The organism is Sphingobacterium sp. FBM7-1 (assembly GCF_020687765.1).
In the GTDB taxonomy this organism is placed as follows: Bacteria; Bacteroidota; Bacteroidia; order Sphingobacteriales; family Sphingobacteriaceae; genus Sphingobacterium.
Map to the genome: position 1 here is coordinate 1 of NZ_JAJEWJ010000005.1, position 25,234 is coordinate 25,234.

Genomic DNA, 25,234 nt, shown 5'->3' on the forward strand with positions numbered 1-25,234 from the left:
GAATATGCTGCTCTATCCAATTTTGAAGGCGATAAACAGGCGTGTTAGGGTATTTAGATTTAGGTTAATTTGAAGAGAATTTTGTAAAATTACACAGTCTTAATTTCGGGAAGCCGACATGCCGATATAGGTATTAGGGGAGAGTTAGAATTTATCAGAAATGTTAAACATGTCGATGGAAAGTTTACATTATATCATGGAATAACAAACTGTTTAAGATATGGGGACTTCTCTTTTGTTGATTTAAAGAAATTCAGAGTCGAATGGATCGGAGAGCTTAAAACAAAGAAAACTGATGATAAAAGTCTAGAACTACAGCTCACAATCCTTGAAAGAAACTCATATCAGAACACTGACAATTTCCCTAATAAAGATAAGCCACATTATGAGAAGGACAAACGAAAGAGACAGGTTTTGGAGATTGCAAAATTTCTTACTAAAGAAGAGTCACTGCCTGAAGATAACGTGGATATAGTAAACACCACTTATATTAAAGATTTAAATGATCAATTTATTCAGACTAAAATAAACAAAACAACCTATAAAAAAATTAGTTCTGGACTATTGATATGTTGTACTCGGATTTCTAAAAAGTCTTTTGCAAAAAAAATTCTTGAAAGAACTGATCGTGAGAAAAATCCAATAAAAGACGCAAGTGAAGGTATTCTTAAAGAAGTTTCAGGTATAATAAAAGAAAGCACTAATAATAATGGTATTATTATAGGAAACCTATTGTATGATAAAGACTTCAACGAAAAAAATTCGCCTGGATTACCACCATTTTTTTGGTATCCTTTAGACAAAAAGCTATTAAAAGAGCTTTATTTGCATTCATGTTTTATAATAAATATATTCAATCCCGCATTTATTTTTGATGAAATATATAATTTAGGATATAAAATTGAAAGCAACTATTTGAAGAATAGCGGAATGACATACGGCCCTTTCCTAAGAGAGGTTTCAAGCTTTGACATTTTTATCTCAAATATTTTAAATCATCTTTTTACAGAAAGCTATGCCATTGACATAATGACTTCTATCATCAAAAGTGAATTATGGCAAAAATCTTTAAAAATCAGCTTAAAACATAAGTTGCATTTTGATTTTTGAAATTATTCCCAACATTGTTGTCCGACACAATATTAATCCTCCACATTTTCTTGTCACACCTATTTTAACCTATATTTTATACATTATTTTTTGTTTTCTATATATAAAAATATAGTAGAATTTTCAAAAAGAATTTGGAGATCCCATACAAGGTTATTAAAATTGTAAACACCTGATATATAAATATTTATATATTAATATAATATAATTTTTAAACAATTTTAATAACAAAAAATGGCAAAAGCAACCGCAAAACTAGAGCAAAGAAAGGATTCCAAAACGGGTCTAGTTAGAGAAAACAATGTTCCCATATTAATTGATTTTACTTTCAGTGGAAAGCGACTTTGGATTCAAACAGGGATCTCCATTGATAGAAAGAACTGGGATCAAAAAAATCATAGAATTAAATCATCTGTTATTAATAGCATGGAATTGAACGCCGTCATTCAAAAAAAGGTATCAGAAATTGAAAAGGTTTATTTGGATGCAAAAATAAACAATGTAGATGTGACTACAGCTTACATTCGTAATGTATTAAATCAAGTCAAAACAAGTAACAAAAAGAATTTTTGGGAGTATTACGAGGAGTACATCAACAATGTAAAGTTAAAATGCGCTAAAAACACCCTTAAGAAGCATAGAACCTCTTATGATCTCCTAAAAAGATTCTCAACAACTAATAGAATAGCAATTGATTTCGATTTCATTGATACAGAGTTCTATCAAAAATACGTCGAATTTTTGATGATTAAGATGAATCATTCTAATGTGACTATTGCTAAATACACACAGACATTGAAACAATTTCTTAACTATTGTAGTCAACGTGCGTATAATAAAAACATGGTTTATAAAACTTTTAGTTTTTCAGCAAAAGAACCGGAAATAGTAGCTCTGAAGAAAGACGAAATATTATCCATTAAGAATTTAGATTTATCCAAAAACAAATATTTGGATCAAGTAAGAGATTGTTTTTTATTCCTATGTTTTACAGCTCTAAGGTATTCGGATGCAGCTAACCTAAAAAAGAATAATGTTTGTTACGATTCTTTAAATTATACTTCAGTAAAAACAAAAACACCTGTTAGTGTCCCTCTTCATCCATCAGCATTGGAGATTATAGAAAAATATAAATCTAACAATAGCGATAAACTCCTTCCTTTTATATCTAACCAGAAAATGAATGGACATTTAAAAGAACTAGGCAAACTGGCGAACCTCAATAGAGACGTCGTTAAAGTTAAATATTATGGGCCTGAACGTAGAGAATTCCCACGCAAGCTTTACGAAGTTCTTACGACGCATATTGGACGTAAATCATTTATCTCTCATCTATTTAATCAAGGAATGGACTCTGAACTCATTAGGTCGCTCAGTAATCACAAAAGCATATCGTCATTTGCGAGATACAATAAAATAGAACCCAGTTTCCAAAAGGCACAGCTATTGGAAAAATTCGATATATAAAAAAATTTGAATATAATATTAATTAATAGTTATTAAAATAAATATAATAGAAATAACAAATAAAAATTATGTCAAAAACAAACATCACTAATCGTAAACCCCAGGAGGTTACATTAGAAATTACCGTATCAATTGAAAATTTGGTTGAAGTTTTCTTTCAAATGTTTAATCAAAAGCTTCAGGAATCTAAACAGGAAGCAAGGGATGTAGCCGAAGATGATGAAATACTATGCCGATTGGGAGTGTGCCAACTCCTGAAAATATCGCAGACTACATTGACAAAGAGGATTAAGGACAAAAGTATCCCGTATTCCAAATGTGGCAGGAGATTGTTGTTCTCAAAGAGCGAGGTGCTGAATGCTATCAAGAAAGGAGCTTAGGATAATGGACTATACAAACGCATATATTGAAGGTTTCTCGAATTTGGAGTTCGAGAAACTGATTGTACGCTTAGGCTTAACAATTAATCTCGATAGGGAAATTATTGTTTTTTATCACTACAACTTGAAGCTCATATACTACCCAAATAGCAACATCCTCAGAATCAAGAATTCACTACATAAATATTTCAACTCAATAGATGGAGATAGCAGTTGCAATAATATGAGTGATTTTACTTTATCAGACGCAAGATGCGTTGCAGAAATCCTATCAGTAGTCTATATAGATCGGGATATTTCTGACTTTAAGATTTCAGCAGTATTTGAATTTGGGCTTAATGTTAAAGCACCTATCGCACCTTTCTCTATCATTGAGAGATACATGGCTTATCAAGTTCACAATTCTATCAACGAATTCACGACTTGTGAACCTAGAAAAGGCAAGCCAATCATGCGCAAATCATACCTTTCGGACTATGACCTAAAATTTTATGACAAAGGCAAAGCTAGTGAATTATCGGGATTGAACATACTCCGTTATGAGCTTGTTTTTAAGCAGATACGAAAATTGAGAACTGTTTTGGGTGAAAGAGAGGTTACACTTGAGACGCTGTTAGAAGATTATAATTGGAAAAAATTAAGCGATTATATGATCGAAGTGTACAGAAATATCAAAAAGTCTCCTTTATTGCTAAATAATACCCTAGACGTGCATCAAATACTCAATATACACATCTTTGGCAATAAGACATTAAAACAAGATTTGGCTAGGCATCTCAGCAAATCGGAATTTAATGCACTTATGAAGGAATCAAAAGGTATATACACTGAAATCAGTGAATCAGAGGACGACTTACATAATATAATCGAAAGGAGGATACATGAGAAATTGGATATACTATCGAGGTAAGGAATACCGATTTCACCGTTCATACGGATGGGTGAAACGAGAATCAAATGATGTATTTAATGAAGAAACAAATAATAATTTAAAAATAGAAAAAATGAAGAATTTAATAAGAAAACAAAATGTAGTTGAAATACCTTCAAATAATTTTCAGTCCTTCAGTGAAGATATTTTCGAAGTTCTGGATTGGATATTGAGCAACCATTTTAGTGAATTTATCGAGGTGATAGATAAAGCACCGGAGAACCATGAAACGAGTTTAAAGCTGTATTTTCTTGAAAAGTTAAAACAAAAATTGGACTTGAACCTAAATACGCTTTTGGAATATAGAGTGCGCCTACTAATAATAGTTGGAGATTATTTAGAAATGTTAAAAAATCAAAATAATTAATTGCTACAAGGCTGCTTCGGCAGCCTTTATTTTTATATAATTATGATAAGCGAACTATGAGAACCTATACTTTTATAGAAGCTACATACGGCAGAATTCCTTTCAGCTCGGTAGATCTTGCGTCCGCAAAAAATTCTTCGGTATACGGCGCACAAGAAAGTATGGTACAATCTTTATATGGGATGTTTAAAGTCGATAAGGTCTTTGAGGCCTATATTTAGAGCTTGCGAAAGACTAAAGAGTGTGCTAAGGGTAGGGTTCCCCTCTCCTCGTTCTATTCTACCTATTTGCGAGATGGGAACGTTGGCATAATTGGCGAGTTCTTCCTGTGATAATTTCCTAGCTGTTCGGAGTTGTCTAAGGTGTTCACCGAATGCTGTGTTAAGTTCTATGTTCTTGATGTTTATCACATAGGCAAAATGGGAGATATTTATATTTTGTATAAACGCATATATGCGTTATTTTTGAAGAAATAATTGACTTAGATAATGAAAAAAGCAATTTTGGCAGTAATTAGTATCATACTTTTGGGTAATACACTCTTAGGACAGGACTATAAAGTAATCCAAGAAAAGGTGAAAATTTATGCGGGTCCTGATTTTCAGAAAGAAATAGGGTACTTGACGAAAGGATATGAAATTAAAAACCTAAGAAAATATGACAACGATTGGTCATATATAGAGGAGGGTAGGATTAAGGGATATATCAGCAGTCACGGAGTTGAAGAAATCAACGCTAAATATAATGAGAAAAGAAGTTACGCAGGTATAATAGCACTAATAATCAGCCTGATAGTACTAGGATTATTATTAAAAGCGATATATGGGAAAGAGAAAAAAACTGAATTACAACAACAGACTGAAAATCCTCTGCCACAGAACACAACATTTATATATAGGTCAAAGAGTGTTGGAGGGGCAATAATCTTGGCAGCTCTTTTCGGGCCACTTGGGATGTTCTATTCAACTATAAATGGTGCTCTGATAATGATAATATTGCCTGTATTATTAATTATGGGAATTGTGTCGTCGCATGATTCTGATAACGCAGCACTAAAGGTACTGCTAACATCTGGTACATTAGTCTTCTTTATATTCTATTGGTTTATATGCATTATGTGGGCAGCAATAGCTGCTTCTAATTCTAAAAAAGTAGCAAAGATAGAATAAGGGAGATTTTGACTTCGAAAATCTCCTGTTTACGTTTGCAAAATTAGGATAAAACTATTTTTGTATGAATTGTGATTTTAGACAGGTCGAAAATATCATTTTGGCTTACCCCAAATCATTTAGAAATGACTTTAAGAAAGCCACTCCAGTCATTGAAGAATTGATAAGCAAAATTCCAAAAGACATCAATGTACAGTTGATAATGTCCAATGAAAAGGATTTGGATAGTCTTTTTGAAACGATAGGTGATGACAGGGTTATTCAACCTCTTCTCTTAAAAGATTGGGATGAAATTTGGCTACGGGATTGTATGGGCTTTATCAATGACAACAAATTGATAAAGCCTATTTATTTTCCAATGTACTGTGATTATCGATTTCGATGGAAGTACTTTAAGAAAATAAATGAACTGTCCAAAGATGTAATAAATGCATTGGTCAAAAAAGAAATCATTGATATTCCTTTAATCTGGGATGGAGGGAATCTGATTAATAATGATAGGTATGGCTTAATGACTTCAAAGATTGTCGAGGATAACCCCTCGTTTTCAAGATTCTATATAGAACAGATGATTAAGGATAATTTAGGTATAGAGCCGATAATTATCGAAAGACAAAAAGAGGATGTAATTGGTCATATAGACGGATATGCGTCTTTCATCTCCAATAACAAATTAGGAATAAGCATCTATCCAAATATGCCATTTTTAAAGGATGACAATATGTATCTCGATTCAATATCGACAAAAGCTGCACAGATAGGGCTGGACACATTTAGGGTCTATGATAGACCTGTCGACCAAAGTATCAGATGTGAATGTAAAAAGAAAAAAAGAAGTGGGTGTTTTAGTGTGTCAAGTGGGATCTATGTCAACAACATCATTCTGAACGATACAGTTATTCTTCCGCAATATACACTGCCAACGAGAAAAGAGACTGATTTTTATAATAAAGTGAACAAAGAGAAGTATGAACAAGGGGGGGTTAAGGTCGAAACTGTTAATTGTGATGTCTTGTCACAATTTGGTGGCTCATTGCATTGCTTGAGTTTTGTATATTAGTGTATTAAATATTCTAAATTACGAGATGGAGAAAGAACTTTTGGACTTCAAAAAATTCAGTGAACGTATGATTCGGCAACTGAATGACATAAAAAATCAAGAATCTAAAACAATAAAAATAGATATTCAGGAAGAAATAAAAAAGAGTTCTAAAAAGCATCATTTTATTCCTAGATATTATATAAATGGATTTGCAGATTCTGAAAATGAACTATTTATTTATGATAAACAGAAAGACATCATCAGAAATAAAAAATCAGGAAGCAGTGGGATATTTTTTGAGGAGAATAGAAATAGCATAGATTTAGGAGATAACGTTTATATATCTTTATTTGAAGAAGTATATTGTTTTTTTGACAACAATTTAAAACATCTGATTAAATTATTACGGTCTGGAGTAGAAAAAATTGATGAAAAAACTTCAAACGAAATAATAGCATATATGAATATCTTTGTTTTAGACCTTTATTTAAGAAACAAAAATAATGACAATTTATTTGACGAGATCTTCCATGAAAGCGAGATAAACTTCGTAAACGAGAGCCTAAATGAGCACAGAAAGGAAATAAAAGAAATGCCAGGATTTAAGCAGCTGTTTAGAACAAAGCTTTTTACGTCATATATAGAAGAATTCTTTAAAATGGATCCTAACAAAATAACTAAAATACAACTTATAAATTTTGAGATGGATCAAATTTGTATAGGAGATATGCCTCTAATTTTCTTCAATAATCACGGGCAGCCATATGATTTGTTTAACTCTCCATTGATTCTCCCAATATCAAAATCTAAACTTTATCTAAGAGATGTAAGTAGAAAAAAAAGTTTCTATTATGAAGATACATCAATATTTAATGCATTGATAATTGATCGATCATCAAAACTAATAGGATGTTCAAATAAAAAGACTCTCCAAGATGCGATAAAAACTTATAAATTTTTAAAGGAACAAAAATTAGAAAAAATGATGGAATTAAATTTGTTCTTTGATTTTAATTGAAAACAGTTTCGGAAATCTTGTCCTACTGAAAAAAGACCTCGAAATCCTTATTCTTTAAAATCTCTTAGACACTATAAAATCAAAATTGTATGGGATCTTGTATGAGAAAAAATCAAAATCGCCTTTATCTTTAAGATTTCGGTGATTTTCGTTAAAAATTGTAGCCCCGAGCAGAATCGAACTGCTATCAAATGTTTAGGAAACATCTATTCTATCCGTTGAACTACGGGGCCTACATTTATGCCTACAAAAATACTTTTTTTCATTTATTTATTATATAACCATTTATTATAAATAAGTCGATTTAAATATAGATTTTGGCGATAACGTATAAAGATTTGTGATGCATTTTTGACAATAAAAAACGTACTTTTGTAACACAAGAAAAAAGAAAAAATATATATTAATTATGAGTTTTACAGGTAAAAATTTTCCAAGTATTGCGGTTGATGCGATTGATTATTTAGGGGACAACTTTACGCTTAACATTTTCGAAAAAGCAAAAGCAGAAAACAAAAAAGTATTGTTGTTTTGGTATCCGAAGGATTTTACTTTCGTGTGTCCAACTGAATTGCACGCTTTCCAAGAACTTGCGGAAGAGTTTGCAAAAAGAAATACAATTGTAGTCGGTGCTTCTTGTGATTCTGCAGAGGTTCATTTTGCTTGGTTAAACACAGCAAAAGATAACGGTGGTATCGAAGGAGTAGAGTATCCGCTTATTGCTGATACAAACCGCAACCTATCGAGTGTATTAGGTATTTTAGAAATGAAGGAAGTAGAACATCCTGAATACGGTACGCTCGTAGAAGGTTCTGCAGTTTCCTATCGTGCGACATACCTTATCGATGAGACAGGCAAAGTATTCCATGAGTCTGTAAACGATATGCCATTAGGACGTAACGTAAAAGAGTATATTCGTTTGATCGACGCATATACACACGTACAAAAACATGGTGAAGTGTGTCCTGCAAACTGGGAAGAAGGCAAAGATGCTATGAACGCTACGCGCGAGGGTGTTGCTACATACCTATCTGCAAACTAGTAACACGTTATCCAAAAACCAAAAGGAGAGGATTCCCTCTCCTTTCTCAAAAATCAAAAATTTATGTTACAAGAATTAGAAAAAGATGCTCTACAAGAACTTGTAGAGAATAATGATACGGTAATGGTACAATTCTCGGCTTCTTGGTGTGGTAACTGCCGTATCATGAAACCGAAATTCAAAAAATTAGCTTCTGAAAACGACAGCGTGGCGTTTATAGTAGTCGATGCGGAAAAATTTCCGGAATCTCGAAAACTAGCAAACGTAAATAATTTACCTACTTTCGCTGCATATAAAGGAGGGAAGCTAGTAAACCAGGTACAGACAAACAAAATTGACGGATTAATCGATTTATTAAATGAAGTTACCAGTAATTAAACATCTCATAGAGTTTATCGAACAAAATGATGCAGACTTCGTATTGGAGACCATCGAAACGTTAGAAGCATTAACCGAGGTTCCCTCGCTCAAAGATGAAGAGCTCGACGTTATCGGCGAATTAATTTCCAATATGTATGGTGCCGTAGAAGTGGATAAGCTTATTAAAGAGGGCACACCGAAAAAAGAAGCATTGAACGGCTTTATGCAGCGTGTTCTGGGTTCCATCGATAAATAAACGCTTCATCGGCTGTTTATAACTTCCGGGATGTGGAAAAGTTTTTGCCCCGAAACGGGTCCTTTCCTATTTATTAATCCTACTTTTACTTGTACTATATAAGGTTACTAATTTAAAACTATCACCTATTCCCGTCTGTTGTGAAATTTGCTTGGTGAATTGGAAGTTTTAGACAAAGGTTTTAATTGTTGGTAAAAGGAATCAGAAATTATCTGATTCCTTTTATTTTTTTATAGACTTACTTCCCATCCATTTTAAGCAGGCACCCTCAATTCTATATAATTTCGTATTCTTCCTATAGGTTCTTTAAATATTTCCTATTTTAGAGGTCATGAGACGATATTATTTCGGCATTCTTATCGCGCTTCTTGCCGCGACTCACCTGTCTTTTGCTCAATCCACCCATTCGGCAAGCATACAACTACAAATGGAACGGCTAAACGTTTTAGGTTCCGCGCTTTATTTGGCCGCACATCCGGACGATGAGAACACGAAATTGATCGCCTATCTGGCTTCTGAACGGAAAGTTCGAACGGCCTACCTCTCCTTAACACGAGGCGACGGGGGACAAAACTTAATCGGAACGGAGCAAGGTATTGAATTAGGGTTGATTCGTACGCAGGAGCTCTTGCAAGCCAGAAAAGTAGATGGGGGAGAGCAGTATTTTTCCTCGGCATTTGATTTCGGCTTTTCAAAAACCGCTGCAGAAACCTTTAAATTTTGGCAGAAACAAGAATTGCTAAAAGAGGTGGTATGGCTCATCCGAAAGCTACGGCCAGATATCATCATCACGCGTTTTCCACCTGATGAGCGGGGTGGACACGGTCATCATCAGGCTTCCGCCATCTTGGCACACGAGGCCTTCGTAGCGGCCGGTGATCCAAAAATGTATCCCGAACAATTGACGGAATTAGCGCCTTGGCAACCTAAACGACTCCTCTGGAACACGGCGAGCTTCATGCCCTTACGGGGCGACGATGTAAACCGTCTACGTATCGATATAGGCCAATACAACCCTTTATTAGGCAAATCATATGGTGAGCTATCGGCCATCAGCCGATCGCAACATAAAAGTCAAGGATTTGGTTCTGCAAGCAGTAATGGTGTTTCGTTAGAGACGTTCGAAAATGTGTTGGGCCCGGAGGCCTACGAAGATCTTTTTGATGATATTGATCTCTCTTGGAATCGCATTCCGGGAGGTGCCGGCATTCAAGAGCGTATTCAGCAACTTTTGGCATCTTTCGTCCCGGAAGAACCGCAACGATCTATTCCCCAACTAGCGGTGCTATGGCAGGACGTCCAAAAAATAGAAGACAATTACTGGAGGGAAAGAAAGGGTCAAGAGATCGAGAATATTCTGTTGGCTTGCGCGGGTATAAAAGTGGAAAGCATAACGCCTCAATTACGCACAACGGAGGAAAGTCCGATTGCTTTTCAAACGGAGATTATCGTTCGAAATCCAGGTGTCCACGTGGAACTTTCTAGTATTAATGGCAATCAAATTGCCCAAAACTTACCCTTTAACCTAAAAAACACCTTTGAGCAGATACTCCCGTCTACCGCCGTTACGCAACCTTACTGGTTAGTTAAGCCGCCTACAGCCGGCAAGTTTGAGGTCGAACCGCAGCATGTCGGTCATCCATTAAACCCCGATTTACCGGCTGCTCGGATACAACTAAGGATTGCCGATGTTCCCGTGGATGTACATACGCCGATTCAGTACCGCTATGTCGATCCTGTGAGAGGCGAGGTACATGAATATCTACAAGTAAGCCCGGTTCTTACGGTTTCCTTAACGGGAAACAACCTGTTACTTCAACCAACCGAACAAAAAAGCCTCCGTGTAACCTTTCGAAGACATGGCGAAACCGACCGGGAAATACCAGTCGCTCTTCGTGTTTCTTCGCAAGGTTGGAAAGTAACTCCGGAGATCATTAATTTATCTTTCGAGGAAGGTCAGGATGTGTTGTCCAGGACGATCGAAATAACACATAACGGTGCTTTGGGACCGGCAACGTTAAGTTTTGCGGTAGACGGCAAAAAACTGAAACAGATTCGGGAAATCAATTATGAACACATCGCCCGACAAGCATGGTTTCCTCCGGCAGAAATAACGTTAAACCCCATCGTGTTAGACAATCCGGTAAAACGGGTCGGTTATATCATGGGGGCGGGGGACCTCGTACCGGAAGCGTTACGAAATATAGGAACAGCGGTCGATATACTTCCTGTAGCCGGAATAACTTCGGAAATACTGGGGGAATATGATGCGATTATATTTGGCATTAGGGCCTTTAATATGCAGACCTCGATTGGAGAAAAATTACCCTTACTATATGATTACATACGCGAAGGCGGGGTGGTTTTGATGCAATACAACGTGCATTCGAGATTACAAGAAGAACACTTTACACCCAAACCCGCTCCTTTTTCCGTTAGCCGAACACGGGTAACCGAGGAGGATGCAAAGGTCACTTTCAGTGACCCTACAGACCCAGTTTTGAATTATCCGAACAAGATTACGGCTGATGACTTTGACCATTGGGTGCAAGAAAGAGGCCTTTACTTTGCCGAAGAGATCGATCCGGGCTATCGCACTCCTTTGTATATGGCAGACGAAAACGAACAGCAACATAAGGGCGCTTTGCTCATTTATAGTATGGGAAAAGGTAAATTAGTGTATACTTCCTTATCTTTTTTCAGACAATTGCCTGCTGGAGTTCCCGGAGCTAACAGATTATTTGTAAATTTGTTAGCAAAAGAAAAATAGAAACAATATCGTATAATGGAAAATCAAATAGAAAACAACGAAAACCTAAACGTAAAAGGCATCATCTTATTGCTCGGCACCGTATTTGGCGGCTTAATCTCCATCGTTACTTGTGGAACATTTCTAGGTTTTATCTCGGGACTGGTTATTGGCTTAATTTTCGCTATATTTTTCATTAGCGTATTCCTTCCACATAAACCAAGTGACAGATAAGGGGCTTCCTCCATTTGTAAAGAGCTGGCGACAGTTCTATATACTCGTTTGTATATGGCTTCTTCTGTGCATTTTGCTCATGTATGGATTCACTAAACATTATTCATGAGTACTATTGATTGGATAGTACTCTTTTTTACACTCCTGCTTATCGTTGTTTACGGCACTTATAAAAGCAGGGGAATCAAAAATATCGATGGTTACATCGTCGGTGACCGTGAGTTGCCGTGGTACAATGTAGGCTTGTCCGTGATGGCAACCCAAGCTAGCGCCATCACTTTTTTATCCGCTCCCGGTCTGGCTTACTCTTCCGGAATGAGTTTCGTGCAATTCTATTTCGGCTTGCCATTGGCTATGATCGTTCTCTGTATCACCTTTGTACCTATCTTCCACCGTTTACGGGTATATACCGCATATGAGTTTCTAGAAAAGCGTTTCGACGTGAATACGCGGATGCTGACTGCTTTGCTTTTTTTGATCCAACGCGGTTTATCTACCGGTATTACCATATTTGCGCCTTCCATCATCCTCTCCAGCATATTGCACCTCGACGTGACCTATACGACCCTGATTATCGGGACGATGGTTATCTTTTACACGGTTTGGGGAGGAACAAAGGCTGTATCTTATTCGCAACTACTACAGATGGGTATTATTTTTACCGCATTGTTAGCTGCGGGGGTTATGGTTGTACGTTTTTTGCCTGCGGAGATTGGTCTTACAGAAGCCTTGCACATAGCGGGAAAATCGGGTAAGACAAACGCTATCGATTGGAGCTTCGACTTGGATAACCAATATACGGTCTGGACAGGGCTGATAGGGGGATTCTTCCTGCAGCTTTCCTATTTCGGCACCGACCAAAGCCAAGTAGGTCGATATTTGACCGGATCATCCATCCGCGATTCCCGGCTAGGTCTCCTGATGAACGGCCTGTTGAAGGTTCCGATGCAGTTCTGTATTCTATTGATTGGTATCTTGGTCTTTGCCTACTATCAGTTCCATACGCCACCTTTATTCTTCAATAATGTGGAAGTTGCAAAGATTGAAAACAGTATTTATAGCCAGGAATACACGGCCATCATGCAACGGCACGAAGCCCTTAGTGAAGAAAAAACGCAATGGGTAGAAAAGCTTGTCGGCGCGATAAAAACGGAAGATAAGCCCGTGATCGATGCTTCCCGTCAGGCGCTGCAATATACGAATCAACAGGATCAGGCGCTTCGCAAAGAACTGGAGTCCTTGTTAATAAAGAATGATCCGACCACCGAACTCAACGACAACAATTATATTTTCCTTTCTTTCGTAACCAGCACTTTTCCTAAAGGGCTTATCGGCCTGTTAATTGCGATTATATTCCTGGCATCAATGGGCGCTACGGCCAGTGCGATTAATTCGTTATCATCAACGACCGTAGTGGATATTTATAAACGCTTTATCAACAAAAAGGGGTCGGATAGGGGATACCTCTATGCTTCCCGACTATTCACCCTGCTGTGGGGAATTATTACGCTCATCGTCGCGTTATACGCCAGTCAATTAGGGAACCTTTTGGAAGCGGTAAACATTCTAGGGTCTCTCTTTTATGGCACTATTTTGGGGATATTTTTAGTGGCTTTTTATGTAAAACGTATCGGTGGAAAGGCGGTTTTCTGGGCGGCCTTGCTTTCGGAAGTGGTCGTTTTCAGCATTTGGAAAGCCGACATCATGGCGTATCTATGGCTAAACTTGGTAGGCTGCGTCTGTGTAATCGTCTTTGGGCTGATCTTACAATCGCTGCTTAAATCAAAAGTATCGTCGATATAGATTATATAACACGCGTTTATCATAATCCGTCAGCGTATCACCTAGATCAGTCACGATAAATTTGCGTTTAAAAGCGACAATTGCCTTACTTAAATTACTAACGTCATATCCTATTATCCGAAGTGCATCGATATAGTTGAAGTTGTCTGGAGGAGCGACAAGGTTGCTTTCATCATACCATACGCCGAAACCCTTTTCAGCTAGTAGCTTCCAGGGGAAAAACACACTTGGATCGTTCTTGCGCGCTGGCGCTACGTCCGCATGTCCTAAAAAATTAGTGAATGGTATCTGATATTTGGTTTTTAAGGAGTCCAGTAAGATTAGTAGCGCATTAATTTGAACTTCGGGGAAGGGTTCGCGTCCGTTATTATCTAATTCTATGCCCAAGGATACCGAATTCATATCGGTTACATTTCCCCATTTGGATCGTCCGGCGTGCCATGAGCGTAGGTAATCGTTCAACATCTGCACGACCTGCCCATCTTTACCGATAACGTAATGTGCAGAGACTTTAGTATGCGCCAATTGGAATGTCCTTACGGTCTGTGCTAGGCTATGTTGCGCCGTGTGGTGAATAATAACGAAATTCGGCTTCCGGATATCAAAATGTGCCGCTTCTGACCAATCTGCATTTTTATGGATACCCTCCCGCATCAGCATCCGTACCTTATCCTCCGTCGTGAGGGTGACGGGCAGAGCCATGGTATGCGTTTCGGCAACAGCCACTGCCAACGAGGGAAGCTGTTTCAGGGAGTCTAGCGCAACCTGAGCGGTATCTAAACGTACCACGGTGGCGTTATTATGGTATAACACCCGGGGTTTCTTGGTGCTACAAGAGACCAATAACCCCAAAACAAAAAAGACATAACAAAAACTTCTCAATCGCAACACCACCTCCTTTAGCAACAAATACGATAAACCTATCTTGGTAGGGTATAAGTCAAACCTAATGCCAAAGCTTGGCTGTATTGCACTTTTGTATCTTCTGCGGAGTTATATACCATGATACCGCTTAAAGAGACGTTGACCAGATTAGTCACTTTAGCGGTCAGGGTTGCGTCCAAACGGTGGTCGGGATCACTGATTTCTTTATAGTCGGCAAACATATTGTACCGCGCTTTAATATTTAAGTTTTTAGAAAGGTTTCTATCTAAATTTGCCGTGATCTGAAAAGCCAGATCGTTTCTAAATTTTTTACCGGGTTCTACGCCGTATACTTCTTTCCCGTCTACCGGCTCGGCAATACGATTATCTAACAATAAGGTTTGCCGTGCGGTACCAGTACCTAACCGAAGCGAGAAGGTATTGTCGGGCTTGTACTCCAAACCGAATGATTCCGTAAAGTATCCTGGTGCCATAAAGGCGGAAACAGTATCTGTAATAATCTCATCGTTCGTTTCCGGATCTCTGCCGTATTTATAACCGGCATCAAACTGGGATTCAAATGTCACAGAAAAATAAAGGGCCCAACTTTTCGAGAGTTTATGCGCGATTTTATGATCCCAGAAAATCCGGTCGTTATTCTTTTTCGCAAGTTGCCTCACATCCTTGTTGGAAGTTCGAATTTTACCGTAGCGCAAATCGATTTCAGTGGTGTACTGAAAGTTGTTTTTGTTGTATTCTGACTTATGCCATCCCAGTAACCCCACCGCGATAGAATTGACCCCTCCTGCATTCCAGTTTTCACTGAAGGAGGCTTGGTTCATATTTATACCAAACTTGGTCCAATGTTTCCAATAATTAATTTCTAAATCTAATTGTGGAATCGGTACCGGTAATTCTTGGAGATGAGTAACGGGGGATTGCGGCTTTTCTACAATATTTGTATCCGGCTTTGCCCTTAATGCTTTTAGATCGATTTGGGCCATACCCTGCTGGCTCACAACGAGTAATAAAATAACAAACAGGAAGTTTATGCTCTTAAACATGGCGTTTTATTTTTCTACTTCTAATTCAATTTCTGGTAACTTCGGTAAAAAGCGCAAGTTAGGATTTAATTTAAATATTTCATACTTGCTCCGGATATATGTTGCTAGCTCATAAGGTGTGGCGACGGTGACAAAATAATATGTAGGTCGATAATTCCCCATAAAAATAGTAAGATGCTCGCCAGTTAAACCCGTAATATTACGGACGAGATCGCGCGTAAATTTGGAATCAATCACATCTTCTTCATATTCCCGTTGAATAAAACGTGTCAGACGCCGGGCATTTTTTCCTTCTCGGCTTAACATATTATAGATTGACCCAATGCTGAGTCCCGCTCCGGTAGGGCCTACACTAAATATTGAGCCGGGATCTGCGAGTTTATAGGCTTTATTAAATTCTTCCCGACGTTGCTGCAAAATTTCTTCTGGCGAGCGGCGGGCTACCACCCGCACCTCGGGTATATATATGGAAGTGCGTTCTAAATAGATCATAAACACCTGTTGACCGGTATATTTTACAGTATCGGTTAGGTAACCTTCTTTGGATGTAATAATCAGATCTCCTAGAGAAACGCTTATTTCAAATTCTCCACGAGCATTATTGAATGTGTTTTCTCTTGTATTGTCATTTTTTAAAAACACCTTCCCCACACGCTGTTGGGTTCCTTGATCAAAAACAATACCTTGTACCTTCTTACCCTGTCCTACGGTAATAATCGGGATATATAAGAGATAAAATAAGACAATATACTTTAGGGATTCCACACTATAAAACTAACAAAAAAGATGTCGTTATTTCGAGATAACCAATAATTGTCCAACAAATATTTCATCAGACGCTAAACCGTTCAATTGTTTAATTTGGTCGACGCTTACTTGTTGTTGCTGACTGATACCAAAGAGCGTATCGGTAGCTTTTACCTCATAAATAACCATCGCAACGGCACTTTTCAATTCCTCTGTATCTTTTTTAGCGGGGGGTTCTGTGCTTTCTTTTTCTTGGATGATCTCCTCTACCTTCTCTTCACGTTGTTCTTTCCCCGCGTAAGACATTTCAGGCCGATCATATTGATAAAGCTGGTAGCGCTCAATGAGATCAATAAGCAGCTCGGGATAACGGGGATTAGTAGCGTAGCCCGCTGCTTTCAGCCCTTTTGCCCAACTTTTATAATCGTTTTTGTCGAGTGTAAATAATTTTTCGTAACGTTTTCTTAAAAGAAATTGGCTATGGTCTCGAAAAGACTGTTCGGGATCATTGTATACGCGAAAACAGTCCCGCACGTGATCGTCCGGTCGGGTAACCGACTTTCCCTCCCATACGCCACCACACTTTATTCCGAAATGGTTATTCGCTTCTCTTGCCAAATAACTGGTTCCATTTCCGGATTCCAGTAATGCCTGCGCTAGCTTTATACTCGCGGGAATACCATACTGATTCATCTCAGCAATAGCAATATCTTTATATTGCGCAATATACATTTGCCCAGACCGAGGCACCGCGCCCCGAGCCGGAGTGTGCTCTGTGCGACTTTTCCCATGTTCGGGATGCTGCAATACCGTTCGCCGGGAAGCACAGGAACCTAGCACGAGGATGGCGAGAAAGAATGCGAAAAATAAGCCCTTGTTTTTCATGTTTATTAACTGGTTTCGGGTTTCTATAATAACAAACGCTGTCCTACAGAGAGCTTTGAAGACGTTAAATTGTTCCGTCGTTTCAGCACCTCTACGGATGTCTTATAGCGGGTTGCTATTTCGGAAAGAGTGTCCCCTTTAGAAACGACATGGCTCTCGGAGGGAGTAAAGTCTACCGAGGTGTCATGTGCTTCCATAGCGCTCAACAAGATATCCTGTTGGATTTTTACTGCGCCGCTTTTCGCTAGCATTCCTTTGGTAACGGGCTGCTGTATGTAATCGTATTTATCCAGATTATAGCGACGGATTGTCGCGATGACTTTCGAAGACCAACTACGGGTTGTCGAATAACCGGATCTGGCAATTCCGCTTATCCATCGTTCATAATCCGTCTCGTCGTATTTCTCGAATAGGCCATTGGTGGCCTTGCGCCGCTGTAGCAAGGCCACAAAATCCCGATAGGATTCTTGAATTGAGCCATAGCCTTTATAGGCCGAACGGATCGTTTTACTCTTATTTTTTCCTTTGATTCCAAAATGATTATTAAGATGTTTGGCTACTCGGCTATTACCGTATGCACTTTCGTGAAAAGCGACCGCTAGAATAACGGAAGCTGGCACTCCCGTTTCAATCATCAGTTGTTGAGCAATTTCTTTATGCGTTGCGATATAACTACTTGGTGAAAACTTTTGTGCATGGGTCGCGCTGACCGTAAACACAAACATTAGTAGTACCATAATATACTTACCAATACTTGTTTGTTGCATATCCTTTAATTTTGTTCAACCATTACTTTTTGCGTAAGGCAAATAGTCCGTCTCTAATAGGCAGGATCAGTTTCTCTACACGGCTGTCTGCTGCCAAGGTTTCATTTAGTTCTATAATCATCTTTGTTTGGTTATCAGGAGCGCTAGCTAAGACTTTCCCTTTCCAAAGTACATTGTCTATTAAAAGCAGACCGCCTTTCGACACCCTGCTGATTAGCGTTTCAAAATAATACAAATTGCTCTTTTTGTCGGCATCAATAAACACTAAGTCAAAATCACCGTCGATAGTCGGAATAATTTCGGCAGCATCCCCAATATGGTAGGTTATGTGTTCCCGAAAAGGAGAGGCATCAAAATATCCTTGTACGCGCTCTTCCAACTCTTCATTGACATCGATGGTATGTAACTCTCCTTTATGATCGAGCCCTTCTGCTAAACATAAAGTCGCATAACCTGTAAACGTTCCTATCTCCAGTATTCTTTTCGGTCTAACCAGCTTTGCCAGCATAGCAAGAACTCTTCCTTGAAAATGACCCGAAAGCATGTGAGGCATCGTTTCGCGCAAATAGGTCTCCCTATTGATGCGCTGTAAAAGCTCGCTTTCGGCATCGCATGTACTCTCTAAATACGCGTTCAGGGCATCTACATCTTCAAGCATAGTCGCAAAACTAATAAGTAAGCGGATATTACAAAATATTTTAACATAAATTAAGGCTGCTGTCGGGTGTTGTTACACATAAAAAAAGCCTCTTTTTAGCGTAAAAAGAGGCTTTTTTTGGTTATATCGTCCTAATCCAACGAGGCTGTAATCAACCTCAAAAATTCTGATCGTGTAACATCGTTTTGAAAGGCGCCAGTAAAAGCGGACGTCGTTGTGACGGAGTTTTGTTTCTGCACCCCCCGCATGGCCATACACATATGTTTACACTCCATTACTACAGCAACGCCCGCAGGTTTCAATGTCTGCTGTATACAATCTCGGATCTCGTTCGTCAGTCGCTCTTGAACCTGCAAACGCCGTGCAAAGGCATCTACTACACGCGGAATTTTACTCAATCCTACAATGTGTCCATTGGGAATGTAAGCGATATGCGCTTTCCCAAAAAAAGGAAGCATATGGTGTTCACACATCGAATATACCTCGATATCTTTGACGACTACCATCTGGCTATATTCTTCTTCGAACATAGCGCTCCGTAATACTTCTGCCCCATCGACATCATAGCCGTGTGTCAGGAACTGCAAAGCTTTCGCTACACGTTCAGGTGTCTTAACTAAGCCTTCTCTTTCCGGATTTTCACCAATAGCGCGTAAGATATTAGGGTAATAGGAAGCAATTTCTTCTACTTGTTTCTGATTATACTGATCAATTTTAATATAACCATCTTGTTCTTCACTTTCGAAGGATATTAGATTACTCATTTGTTTAAATTAAAACTGGCGTTATTATTCGCCAAAATATTCGACAAAATTATTCTCTGTTTCATACAGTTTCACTGCATGCAACTGTACACTCTCCTGATCAAAATGGGGTTTCAGCACACGGAATATCTCTATAGCAATGATCTCTGTAGAGGCTTTTTTTCCGCTCATAAAATCTACATCAAGGTTAATGTTTTTGTGATCTAACTTATGAATGACATGTTCTAAAATGATACTTTTCATCCGTTTAAGGTCAATCAAGAATCCGGTCTCGGGGTTAACTTCTCCTTTTACCGTAACAAAAAGCTCGTAGTTATGACCATGCCAGTTAGGATTGGAACAATTACCAAATACCGCCTCATTTTGCTCCTGAGACCAGTCTTCCCGATATAATTTATGTGCAGCGCTGAACCGTTCTCTACGTGTGATATAGATCATAAAACAAAGATAGGGGATAAAAACTATATTCTTAGTATCTTGACCCGCCAAAGCGTTTTATATGACTTGGCTCAGATGGAAGAGCCTCAAAATTTGTTATTAGGATGAAGATTCTTGTCGTTGCGGCTACGCGTGCAGAAATATTACCTTCTCTTCCTTTCTTGGAAGAGCGCGGCATTCCGTATCTCATCACGGGGATAGGGATGGTGGCAACGACCTATTCCTTGACAAAGCGTTTACTCGAAGATGCTGTCGACATGGTCGTGCAAGTTGGAATTGGCGGGATATTGGATCGTTCGGCGCGCTTGGGCGAAGTATATCAAATATCCACAGATGAAATATTTGGATTGGGAGCTGATGACAATGGTTTATTTATACCGATCGAAGAACTTGGCTTTGGCAAACGGATATTTAAAGAGAGACTGCCGGATGGTATACAGTTTCCGCCCGCCGAAAGGGCGCAAGGAATCACGGTTAACAACGTGCATGGCGCGGTGGGTAATATTGCCCAGCTCCAACAGCAATACCAAAATCTGCTGATCGAATCCATGGAGGGAGCCGCGGTCTTTTTTGTTGCGGAACAGGTGCAAATCTATTGTTTACAATTCCGAGCCACTTCTAACTATATAGAGCCTCGAAATCGCGACACTTGGGAGATTGCATTAGCCATCAAGAATTTGAATACATTTCTGAAAAAAACAGTAGACCGTTTAACGGCGTGAGAGCCACTCGCTCATACGGTTATTTCGGTCCCGGTATCGTTCTTCTGGTACTCACGTTCCGACGTATACTTTTTGCCTACAATCCATTACGAAATATCAATTAATTATAGTATTTTTGCGTTATTGAAATAAGATACAATTTTACAACTGATGAGAGAAATACAATTCAGAGAAGCGCTTCGCGAAGCCTTGAGCGAGGAAATGCGTAAAGATGATAAAATATTCTTGATGGGCGAGGAAGTCGCTGAATATAACGGTGCTTACAAAGTAAGCCAAGGTATGTTGGATGAATTCGGTGCAAAACGTGTCATCGATACGCCTATCGCAGAGCTTGGTTTTGCAGGAATTGGTGTGGGTGCGGCGATGAATGGTCTAAAACCTATCATTGAATTCATGACGTTCAATTTCTCCCTAGTAGCTATTGACCAAGTCATCAACTCTGCGGCCAAAATCCGTCAGATGAGTGGTGGTCAGTTCTCTTGTCCGATTGTTTTTCGTGGTCCTACAGGTAATGCTGGTCAATTAGGTGCGCAGCACTCTCAAAACTTTGAGAACTGGTTTGCAAACACCCCTGGCTTAAAAGTGGTGATTCCTTCGAATCCGTACGATGCAAAAGGTCTGCTTAAGTCGTCTATTATAGATCCCGATCCGGTTATCTTTATGGAGTCTGAGGTGATGTATGGTGACAAAGGTCCTGTTCCGGAAGAAGAGTATTATTTGCCTATCGGGAAAGCACATACGGTGAAAGAAGGTACAGATGTGACTGTTGTTTCTTTTGGTAAAATGGTTCCACGTGTTGTTATTCCAGCAGTAGAGGAATTGACAAAAGAAGGCATTAATGTCGAGTTGATTGACCTACGTTCTGTACGCCCAATCGATTATGCGGCAATTATCGAATCTGTAAAGAAAACAAACCGCTTGGTGGTGGTTGAGGAAGCTTGGCCATTAGCGTCTATTTCTTCTGAAATTGCTTTTAAGGTGCAAAAAGATGCTTTTGACTATCTTGATGCTCCTGTTATCCGGGTGACTTCTGCAGATGTTCCATTGGGTTACGCGCCGACTTTAGTAGAAGCTAGTTTACCAAGCATCGCAAAAGTGGTAAAAGCGGTAAAAGAAGTGTCTTACATTACGAAGTAATTTAGCCTCTTTCTGAGGAAAAAATAATCAAAAAGGTCTTCCATAGCAAATGGAAGACCTTTTTATTTCTTTACTTTAACCAATTTTTTTATATTCACATATAAATTACTTCGATGAAAACATTTTTATTTACTTGCCTGACTTTTTTTGTCAGCTTTACCGTCTCGGCTCAAGAAGCAGTCAATTTTAAATTAAACCCGGAAATAGGGAAGCCGATCCAAATGAATATGCTCATGAAAACAGACATAGATGGCCCCCAAAGTGTTATCATGGATATGAAGATGAAGATGGAAACACTTCCCGCGAAGAAAGAAAACGAAAACTTCATCTTTGAAAATGTCATCAAAGCTATTAAAGCGGATATTGACGCCGGAATGATGACGGTAAGCTATAATTCCGAAGAAGAAAGTACGGATGAAACAGCGAGAATGCTGGGTGAACAGTTTTCCAAAATAATAGATCAAAAGATTTCATCTGTTGTTTCTGAAAAAGGCAAGACCATCGACCTAGATCTGCCTGCCAGCTTTGCTGCGCAGGGCTTCGACGCCAGCTCTTTTTCAAACATGTCTCCTTCTTTTCCGGAAAATGCCGTAACACCGGGAGAATCGTGGGAAGGTACATCTCAAGTACCTGAAAATCCATTATTCTCTACGATAAAAATGACATCTACTTTCTTAGAGGAAAACCAAGAGGGGTATGTTATTCATATCGACGGAAAAATGTTGCAGGATTCGGGGGAAGAGATCGGAACAATGGTTGGTCACTATACGCTGGATAAGCAAACGCATTTTACCAAAGCAAGCAGTGTAAAAACGACCGTAACGGTTCAAGGATCTACGATTATCAGTGAGGTAGAGGTTGTAGCAGAGTAAGCCTGCATCACAAAAAACATAAAAAAGCCGATATTATAAGATAATATCGGCTTTTTTATATGTTACAGGCCTATTTGTTATCCGTTTATTTCAGCTTGATAACCGTCCGCTGACAATAAAGCGTCCACATCGCCCGGATTGCTCAATTTTACTCGGATAATCCAACCTTCTCCATATGGATCAGTATTAACTAATTCCGGCGAAGCATCGATGGCTTCGTTTACTTCCAATACCGTAGCAGTAGCTGGCATAAATAGATCGGATACTGTTTTAACAGCTTCGACCGTGCCAAACACTTCATTCGCAGTAACTTCTTCACCTACCGTATTGATATCAACAAAAACGATGTCGCCCAATTCACGTTGTGCGAAATCTGTAATACCGATAACGGCTTCGTCACCCTCTACACGAACCCATTCGTGATCTTTGGTGTATTTTAACTCAGCTGGAAAATTCATACGTATATTATTTACCCAAAAATATAACTATCTACGGATATAACCAAAAAATCCTTCTTATCTTCATCTCGATGAATTCCCAGATTGAAAAACTGTACCATATCGCTAACCAAAAGGAGCGCCGTATCCTCGGGCTGATGTCCGGCACCTCCTTGGATGGCTTAGATATTGCATTATGTCGCGTACATCAAAGTGGAAGTAGAACGAGATTATCACTGGAAAAATTCACGAGCGTCTCTTACGACGACTCCTTCCGCATGCAAATTAGAGCGGTATTCGCTAAACGTCAGATCGATCAACAAACATGGTGTGGGTTGCACGCTTTAGTGGGGAAAACGCACGCTCAATTAGTTAAAGAGACTTTGCAACAATGGGATATAGCTTCATCAGACGTGGACCTCATTGCCAGTCATGGACAAACAGTTTATCATGCCCCGCAACGGTTAACCGGAGATCGGTGTTTTCCCAACAGTACGCTTCAGATCGGAGATGCCGATCATATCGCTTATGACACGGGGATCATTACCGTATCCGACTTTAGGCAAAAGCATATCGCGGCAGGTGGTGAGGGGGCGCCTTTAGCAGCTTACGGCGATTATCTTCTTTTTACTGCAGAAGCGGAAAACCGCATCTTGCTTAATATTGGAGGAATATCTAATTTCACCTTCTTACCTCAAAAAACAAGCAATACGAAAGCTTTTGCTTCCGATATCGGACCAGGAAATACTTTAATGAATCAATTCGTTTTGGAGCATTTCGATCTCGAAATGGATAAAGATGCACAAATTGCTAAACAAGGTGCTATCGATAGGCGACTTTTGGAGGTCTTATTATCCGCACCTTTCTTTGCCGAAGGTTTTCCTAAAACGACGGGACCGGAGCTATTTAATTTAACCTATTTGAAGACCGCTCAAGCCATCTCTGGCACATCGGCACTTGCACCGAAAGATGTCTTAGCCACGTTAAATAGATTTACTGCGCAGGTTATTGCTAATGCTATTCGAAACGTTACAAAAGACCTTCAAGATGTACATATTTACGTCAGTGGGGGAGGGCTCCACAATCCTTTATTGATGAAAAATATTCGCGCATCTCTCGTGGACTTACCGGTATCCTCTTTTGGCATGCTAGGATTGGATCCCGACGCCAAGGAAGCATGCCTCTTTGCCGTTTTAGCCAATGAAACGTTGGTAGGGTCACCTCGTCATGTAAAGCGCATTAAAGATGCACCCGAGGTATGTATGGGTAAAATTAGTTTACCCTATTGATCTAAAGCCTGATGAATAAAGCGTTTGAAAGGTAAGATTCGCTTGGCGGTATCAACAAGCTTTTGTAAGGATTTAGCGCCTGTTATATCTGTGTCGGTAAATGATTGGTACAAAATAAAACTCTTTAGTTTCAACACTTCTATATGAGGGTCTTCTTCGCTGTAACCTGCCGGTGCTCTTTTCATTTTATCTTCTGTAGATAAGTCATTTATGACCCAGCCTCCTTGTGCCAGTGCTTCGACCATATCTTGATAATTGTAATCGATTTCCTCGCGTATCGCATGCAGATGCTGCTTCTGCGGACGCCAATATCCGGCAGCAAAAAAATGCTTTCCGGGCTCGATATGCAAATAGTATTCAGGGCCATCCAATTTCCGGCCGTCGACGGAAATTCCCGCGGCGAACCAGGTCTTATAGGGTGTTTTATCTTTCGAGAAGCGCGTGTCACGATATATCCTAAATAAGCAACGGGAGGCCTGTATATCTGTATTGATATGCATATCAAAAGCGGCCAGTTCAGCGATAAGATGTGTGATATAGTTTTTGACGTCCGCTAAAGCCGTTTCATACATGGCTTTATTCTCTTGAAACCACTCTCGGTTATTATTATCCCGAAGGCTACTTAAAAAATCTAATGTCTCTTTGTCTATGTGCATTCCTTT

30 protein-coding genes and 1 tRNA gene are annotated in these 25,234 nt (G+C 39.1%); 19 read left to right on the forward strand and 12 right to left on the reverse strand.

The annotated features are described in order from the left end of the window. Positions 1–414 precede the first annotated feature (414 nt). The 6 genes from LKO28_RS09835 (at position 415) to LKO28_RS09860 (ending at position 4,476) form a co-directional block, all read left to right on the forward strand. Positions 415–1,110: a hypothetical protein gene (locus tag LKO28_RS09835; protein WP_227694633.1), complete on the forward strand. Its 696-nt coding sequence runs from the start codon at positions 415–417 to the stop codon at positions 1,108–1,110. 234 nt (positions 1,111–1,344) lie between these two features. Then, positions 1,345–2,577, forward strand: coding sequence for a site-specific integrase (locus LKO28_RS09840; RefSeq protein WP_227694634.1), 1,233 nt, complete (start codon positions 1,345–1,347; stop codon positions 2,575–2,577). A gap of 68 nt (positions 2,578–2,645) precedes the next feature. Further along, entirely contained in the window at positions 2,646–2,957 is a 312-nt protein-coding gene (locus tag LKO28_RS09845) for a helix-turn-helix domain-containing protein (RefSeq protein WP_227694635.1), read from the forward strand. A 4-nt stretch (positions 2,958–2,961) separates the two neighbouring features. Beyond that, a complete protein-coding gene (locus LKO28_RS09850; RefSeq protein WP_227694636.1) occupies positions 2,962–3,867 on the forward strand; it encodes a hypothetical protein in 906 nt (301 codons plus the stop codon). Next, entirely contained in the window at positions 3,839–4,255 is a 417-nt protein-coding gene (locus tag LKO28_RS09855) for a hypothetical protein (RefSeq protein ID WP_227694637.1), read from the forward strand. The genes LKO28_RS09850 and LKO28_RS09855 overlap by 29 nt, the downstream gene beginning before the upstream one ends. A gap of 56 nt (positions 4,256–4,311) precedes the next feature. Then, complete coding sequence (locus LKO28_RS09860; RefSeq protein ID WP_227694932.1) at positions 4,312–4,476, forward strand: hypothetical protein; 165 nt, start codon at positions 4,312–4,314, stop codon at positions 4,474–4,476. Here LKO28_RS09860 and LKO28_RS15590 read toward each other — a convergent pair. Beyond that, a complete protein-coding gene (locus tag LKO28_RS15590; protein WP_227694638.1) occupies positions 4,429–4,665 on the reverse strand; it encodes a helix-turn-helix domain-containing protein in 237 nt (78 codons plus the stop codon). The two genes, LKO28_RS09860 and LKO28_RS15590, sit on opposite strands and share 48 nt — an antisense overlap. 78 nt (positions 4,666–4,743) lie before the next feature. On the opposite strand from LKO28_RS15590, the gene LKO28_RS09870 reads away from it, so the two are divergent. The 3 genes from LKO28_RS09870 to LKO28_RS09880 all read left to right on the forward strand — a co-directional run bounded on the left by LKO28_RS09870 (position 4,744) and on the right by LKO28_RS09880 (position 7,484). Further along, positions 4,744–5,424 carry a hypothetical protein gene (locus LKO28_RS09870; protein WP_227694639.1) on the forward strand — a complete coding sequence of 227 codons (681 nt, stop codon included), beginning with the start codon at positions 4,744–4,746 and terminating at the stop codon, positions 5,422–5,424. Positions 5,425–5,488: 64 nt separating this feature from the next. Continuing rightward, complete coding sequence (locus tag LKO28_RS09875; protein WP_227694640.1) at positions 5,489–6,484, forward strand: agmatine deiminase family protein; 996 nt, start codon at positions 5,489–5,491, stop codon at positions 6,482–6,484. A 25-nt stretch (positions 6,485–6,509) separates the two neighbouring features. Beyond that, a complete protein-coding gene (locus tag LKO28_RS09880; RefSeq protein WP_227694641.1) occupies positions 6,510–7,484 on the forward strand; it encodes a DUF4238 domain-containing protein in 975 nt (324 codons plus the stop codon). A gap of 161 nt (positions 7,485–7,645) precedes the next feature. On the opposite strand, the gene LKO28_RS09885 is transcribed toward LKO28_RS09880, so the two are convergent. Beyond that, positions 7,646–7,717, reverse strand: a tRNA-Arg gene (locus LKO28_RS09885). A gap of 176 nt (positions 7,718–7,893) precedes the next feature. On the opposite strand from LKO28_RS09885, the gene LKO28_RS09890 reads away from it, so the two are divergent. The 6 genes from LKO28_RS09890 to LKO28_RS09915 all read left to right on the forward strand — a co-directional run bounded on the left by LKO28_RS09890 (position 7,894) and on the right by LKO28_RS09915 (position 13,928). Further along, positions 7,894–8,526 carry a peroxiredoxin gene (locus LKO28_RS09890; protein ID WP_227694642.1) on the forward strand — a complete coding sequence of 211 codons (633 nt, stop codon included), beginning with the start codon at positions 7,894–7,896 and terminating at the stop codon, positions 8,524–8,526. Between the two features lie 63 nt (positions 8,527–8,589). Further along, positions 8,590–8,904, forward strand: coding sequence for a thioredoxin family protein (locus tag LKO28_RS09895; RefSeq protein WP_227694643.1), 315 nt, complete (start codon positions 8,590–8,592; stop codon positions 8,902–8,904). Next, complete coding sequence (locus tag LKO28_RS09900; RefSeq protein WP_190312845.1) at positions 8,885–9,142, forward strand: DUF6952 family protein; 258 nt, start codon at positions 8,885–8,887, stop codon at positions 9,140–9,142. The genes LKO28_RS09895 and LKO28_RS09900 overlap by 20 nt, the downstream gene beginning before the upstream one ends. Before the next feature lie 331 nt (positions 9,143–9,473). Continuing rightward, a complete protein-coding gene (locus LKO28_RS09905) occupies positions 9,474–11,912 on the forward strand; it encodes a PIG-L family deacetylase (RefSeq protein WP_227694644.1) in 2,439 nt (812 codons plus the stop codon). Positions 11,913–11,927: 15 nt separating this feature from the next. Beyond that, positions 11,928–12,125, forward strand: coding sequence for a hypothetical protein (locus LKO28_RS09910; protein ID WP_227694645.1), 198 nt, complete (start codon positions 11,928–11,930; stop codon positions 12,123–12,125). A gap of 105 nt (positions 12,126–12,230) precedes the next feature. Beyond that, positions 12,231–13,928: a sodium:solute symporter gene (locus LKO28_RS09915; protein WP_227694646.1), complete on the forward strand. Its 1,698-nt coding sequence runs from the start codon at positions 12,231–12,233 to the stop codon at positions 13,926–13,928. On the opposite strand, the gene LKO28_RS09920 is transcribed toward LKO28_RS09915, so the two are convergent. The 8 genes from LKO28_RS09920 to LKO28_RS09955 all read right to left on the reverse strand — a co-directional run bounded on the left by LKO28_RS09920 (position 13,908) and on the right by LKO28_RS09955 (position 20,115). Further along, complete coding sequence (locus tag LKO28_RS09920; protein WP_227694647.1) at positions 13,908–14,717, reverse strand: N-acetylmuramoyl-L-alanine amidase; 810 nt, start codon at positions 14,715–14,717, stop codon at positions 13,908–13,910. The genes LKO28_RS09915 and LKO28_RS09920 overlap by 21 nt on opposite strands. 131 nt (positions 14,718–14,848) lie before the next feature. Beyond that, on the reverse strand, positions 14,849–15,856 hold the full coding sequence (locus LKO28_RS09925) for a DUF3078 domain-containing protein (RefSeq protein WP_227694648.1): 1,008 nt from the start codon (positions 15,854–15,856) through the stop codon (positions 14,849–14,851). Positions 15,857–15,862: 6 nt separating this feature from the next. Further along, positions 15,863–16,621, reverse strand: coding sequence for a hypothetical protein (locus LKO28_RS09930; RefSeq protein ID WP_227694649.1), 759 nt, complete (start codon positions 16,619–16,621; stop codon positions 15,863–15,865). Positions 16,622–16,648: 27 nt separating this feature from the next. Further along, positions 16,649–17,488 carry a glucosaminidase domain-containing protein gene (locus LKO28_RS09935; protein ID WP_227694650.1) on the reverse strand — a complete coding sequence of 280 codons (840 nt, stop codon included), beginning with the start codon at positions 17,486–17,488 and terminating at the stop codon, positions 16,649–16,651. Between the two features lie 23 nt (positions 17,489–17,511). Continuing rightward, entirely contained in the window at positions 17,512–18,255 is a 744-nt protein-coding gene (locus tag LKO28_RS09940) for a glucosaminidase domain-containing protein (protein ID WP_227694651.1), read from the reverse strand. A gap of 22 nt (positions 18,256–18,277) precedes the next feature. After that, positions 18,278–18,913 carry an O-methyltransferase gene (locus LKO28_RS09945; protein ID WP_227694652.1) on the reverse strand — a complete coding sequence of 212 codons (636 nt, stop codon included), beginning with the start codon at positions 18,911–18,913 and terminating at the stop codon, positions 18,278–18,280. A gap of 131 nt (positions 18,914–19,044) precedes the next feature. Beyond that, the gene (gene folE, locus LKO28_RS09950) at positions 19,045–19,677 is read right to left on the reverse strand and encodes a GTP cyclohydrolase I FolE (protein WP_227694653.1); all 633 of its coding nucleotides are present in this window, start codon (positions 19,675–19,677) and stop codon (positions 19,045–19,047) included. 24 nt (positions 19,678–19,701) lie between these two features. Then, positions 19,702–20,115 carry a 6-pyruvoyl trahydropterin synthase family protein gene (locus LKO28_RS09955; protein WP_227694654.1) on the reverse strand — a complete coding sequence of 138 codons (414 nt, stop codon included), beginning with the start codon at positions 20,113–20,115 and terminating at the stop codon, positions 19,702–19,704. 104 nt (positions 20,116–20,219) lie between these two features. Here LKO28_RS09955 and LKO28_RS09960 point away from each other — a divergent pair, with 104 nt between their 5' ends. The 3 genes from LKO28_RS09960 (at position 20,220) to LKO28_RS09970 (ending at position 22,846) form a co-directional block, all read left to right on the forward strand. Further along, positions 20,220–20,837 carry a futalosine hydrolase gene (locus LKO28_RS09960; protein WP_227694655.1) on the forward strand — a complete coding sequence of 206 codons (618 nt, stop codon included), beginning with the start codon at positions 20,220–20,222 and terminating at the stop codon, positions 20,835–20,837. Positions 20,838–20,987: 150 nt separating this feature from the next. After that, positions 20,988–21,974, forward strand: a complete 987-nt coding sequence (locus LKO28_RS09965; protein ID WP_227694656.1) for a pyruvate dehydrogenase complex E1 component subunit beta — start codon at positions 20,988–20,990, stop codon at positions 21,972–21,974. Between the two features lie 113 nt (positions 21,975–22,087). After that, the gene (locus LKO28_RS09970) at positions 22,088–22,846 is read left to right on the forward strand and encodes a DUF6263 family protein (RefSeq protein WP_227694657.1); all 759 of its coding nucleotides are present in this window, start codon (positions 22,088–22,090) and stop codon (positions 22,844–22,846) included. Positions 22,847–22,923: 77 nt separating this feature from the next. Here LKO28_RS09970 and gcvH read toward each other — a convergent pair whose 3' ends face one another. Further along, a complete protein-coding gene (gene gcvH / locus LKO28_RS09975; protein WP_227694658.1) occupies positions 22,924–23,304 on the reverse strand; it encodes a glycine cleavage system protein GcvH in 381 nt (126 codons plus the stop codon). Positions 23,305–23,375: 71 nt separating this feature from the next. Here gcvH and LKO28_RS09980 point away from each other — a divergent pair, with 71 nt between their 5' ends. Beyond that, positions 23,376–24,572 carry an anhydro-N-acetylmuramic acid kinase gene (locus LKO28_RS09980; RefSeq protein WP_227694659.1) on the forward strand — a complete coding sequence of 399 codons (1,197 nt, stop codon included), beginning with the start codon at positions 23,376–23,378 and terminating at the stop codon, positions 24,570–24,572. On the opposite strand, the gene LKO28_RS09985 is transcribed toward LKO28_RS09980, so the two are convergent. Beyond that, positions 24,566–25,228 carry a DUF2461 domain-containing protein gene (locus LKO28_RS09985; RefSeq protein ID WP_227694660.1) on the reverse strand — a complete coding sequence of 221 codons (663 nt, stop codon included), beginning with the start codon at positions 25,226–25,228 and terminating at the stop codon, positions 24,566–24,568. The genes LKO28_RS09980 and LKO28_RS09985 overlap by 7 nt on opposite strands. Between the last annotated feature and the right edge of the window lie 6 nt (positions 25,229–25,234).

Bases quoted from the DNA above. Each gene is read 5' to 3' on its own strand.
- LKO28_RS09840 (WP_227694634.1), top strand. From the start codon at position 1,345: ATGGCAAAAGCAACCGCAAAACTAGAGCAAAGAAAGGATTCCAAAACG.
- LKO28_RS09845 (WP_227694635.1), top strand. From the start codon at position 2,646: ATGTCAAAAACAAACATCACTAATCGTAAACCCCAGGAGGTTACATTA.
- LKO28_RS09850 (WP_227694636.1), top strand. From the start codon at position 2,962: ATGGACTATACAAACGCATATATTGAAGGTTTCTCGAATTTGGAGTTC.
- LKO28_RS09855 (WP_227694637.1), top strand. From the start codon at position 3,839: ATGAGAAATTGGATATACTATCGAGGTAAGGAATACCGATTTCACCGT.
- LKO28_RS09860 (WP_227694932.1), top strand. From the start codon at position 4,312: ATGAGAACCTATACTTTTATAGAAGCTACATACGGCAGAATTCCTTTC.
- LKO28_RS09870 (WP_227694639.1), top strand. From the start codon at position 4,744: ATGAAAAAAGCAATTTTGGCAGTAATTAGTATCATACTTTTGGGTAAT.
- LKO28_RS09875 (WP_227694640.1), top strand. From the start codon at position 5,489: ATGAATTGTGATTTTAGACAGGTCGAAAATATCATTTTGGCTTACCCC.
- LKO28_RS09880 (WP_227694641.1), top strand. From the start codon at position 6,510: ATGGAGAAAGAACTTTTGGACTTCAAAAAATTCAGTGAACGTATGATT.
- LKO28_RS09890 (WP_227694642.1), top strand. From the start codon at position 7,894: ATGAGTTTTACAGGTAAAAATTTTCCAAGTATTGCGGTTGATGCGATT.
- LKO28_RS09895 (WP_227694643.1), top strand. From the start codon at position 8,590: ATGTTACAAGAATTAGAAAAAGATGCTCTACAAGAACTTGTAGAGAAT.
- LKO28_RS09900 (WP_190312845.1), top strand. From the start codon at position 8,885: ATGAAGTTACCAGTAATTAAACATCTCATAGAGTTTATCGAACAAAAT.
- LKO28_RS09905 (WP_227694644.1), top strand. From the start codon at position 9,474: ATGAGACGATATTATTTCGGCATTCTTATCGCGCTTCTTGCCGCGACT.
- LKO28_RS09910 (WP_227694645.1), top strand. From the start codon at position 11,928: ATGGAAAATCAAATAGAAAACAACGAAAACCTAAACGTAAAAGGCATC.
- LKO28_RS09915 (WP_227694646.1), top strand. From the start codon at position 12,231: ATGAGTACTATTGATTGGATAGTACTCTTTTTTACACTCCTGCTTATC.
- LKO28_RS09925 (WP_227694648.1), bottom strand. From the start codon at position 15,856: ATGTTTAAGAGCATAAACTTCCTGTTTGTTATTTTATTACTCGTTGTG.
- LKO28_RS09935 (WP_227694650.1), bottom strand. From the start codon at position 17,488: ATGAAAAACAAGGGCTTATTTTTCGCATTCTTTCTCGCCATCCTCGTG.
- LKO28_RS09940 (WP_227694651.1), bottom strand. From the start codon at position 18,255: ATGCAACAAACAAGTATTGGTAAGTATATTATGGTACTACTAATGTTT.
- LKO28_RS09945 (WP_227694652.1), bottom strand. From the start codon at position 18,913: ATGCTTGAAGATGTAGATGCCCTGAACGCGTATTTAGAGAGTACATGC.
- folE (WP_227694653.1), bottom strand. From the start codon at position 19,677: ATGAGTAATCTAATATCCTTCGAAAGTGAAGAACAAGATGGTTATATT.
- LKO28_RS09955 (WP_227694654.1), bottom strand. From the start codon at position 20,115: ATGATCTATATCACACGTAGAGAACGGTTCAGCGCTGCACATAAATTA.
- LKO28_RS09960 (WP_227694655.1), top strand. From the start codon at position 20,220: ATGAAGATTCTTGTCGTTGCGGCTACGCGTGCAGAAATATTACCTTCT.
- LKO28_RS09965 (WP_227694656.1), top strand. From the start codon at position 20,988: ATGAGAGAAATACAATTCAGAGAAGCGCTTCGCGAAGCCTTGAGCGAG.
- LKO28_RS09970 (WP_227694657.1), top strand. From the start codon at position 22,088: ATGAAAACATTTTTATTTACTTGCCTGACTTTTTTTGTCAGCTTTACC.
- gcvH (WP_227694658.1), bottom strand. From the start codon at position 23,304: ATGAATTTTCCAGCTGAGTTAAAATACACCAAAGATCACGAATGGGTT.
- LKO28_RS09980 (WP_227694659.1), top strand. From the start codon at position 23,376: ATGAATTCCCAGATTGAAAAACTGTACCATATCGCTAACCAAAAGGAG.
- LKO28_RS09985 (WP_227694660.1), bottom strand. From the start codon at position 25,228: ATGCACATAGACAAAGAGACATTAGATTTTTTAAGTAGCCTTCGGGAT.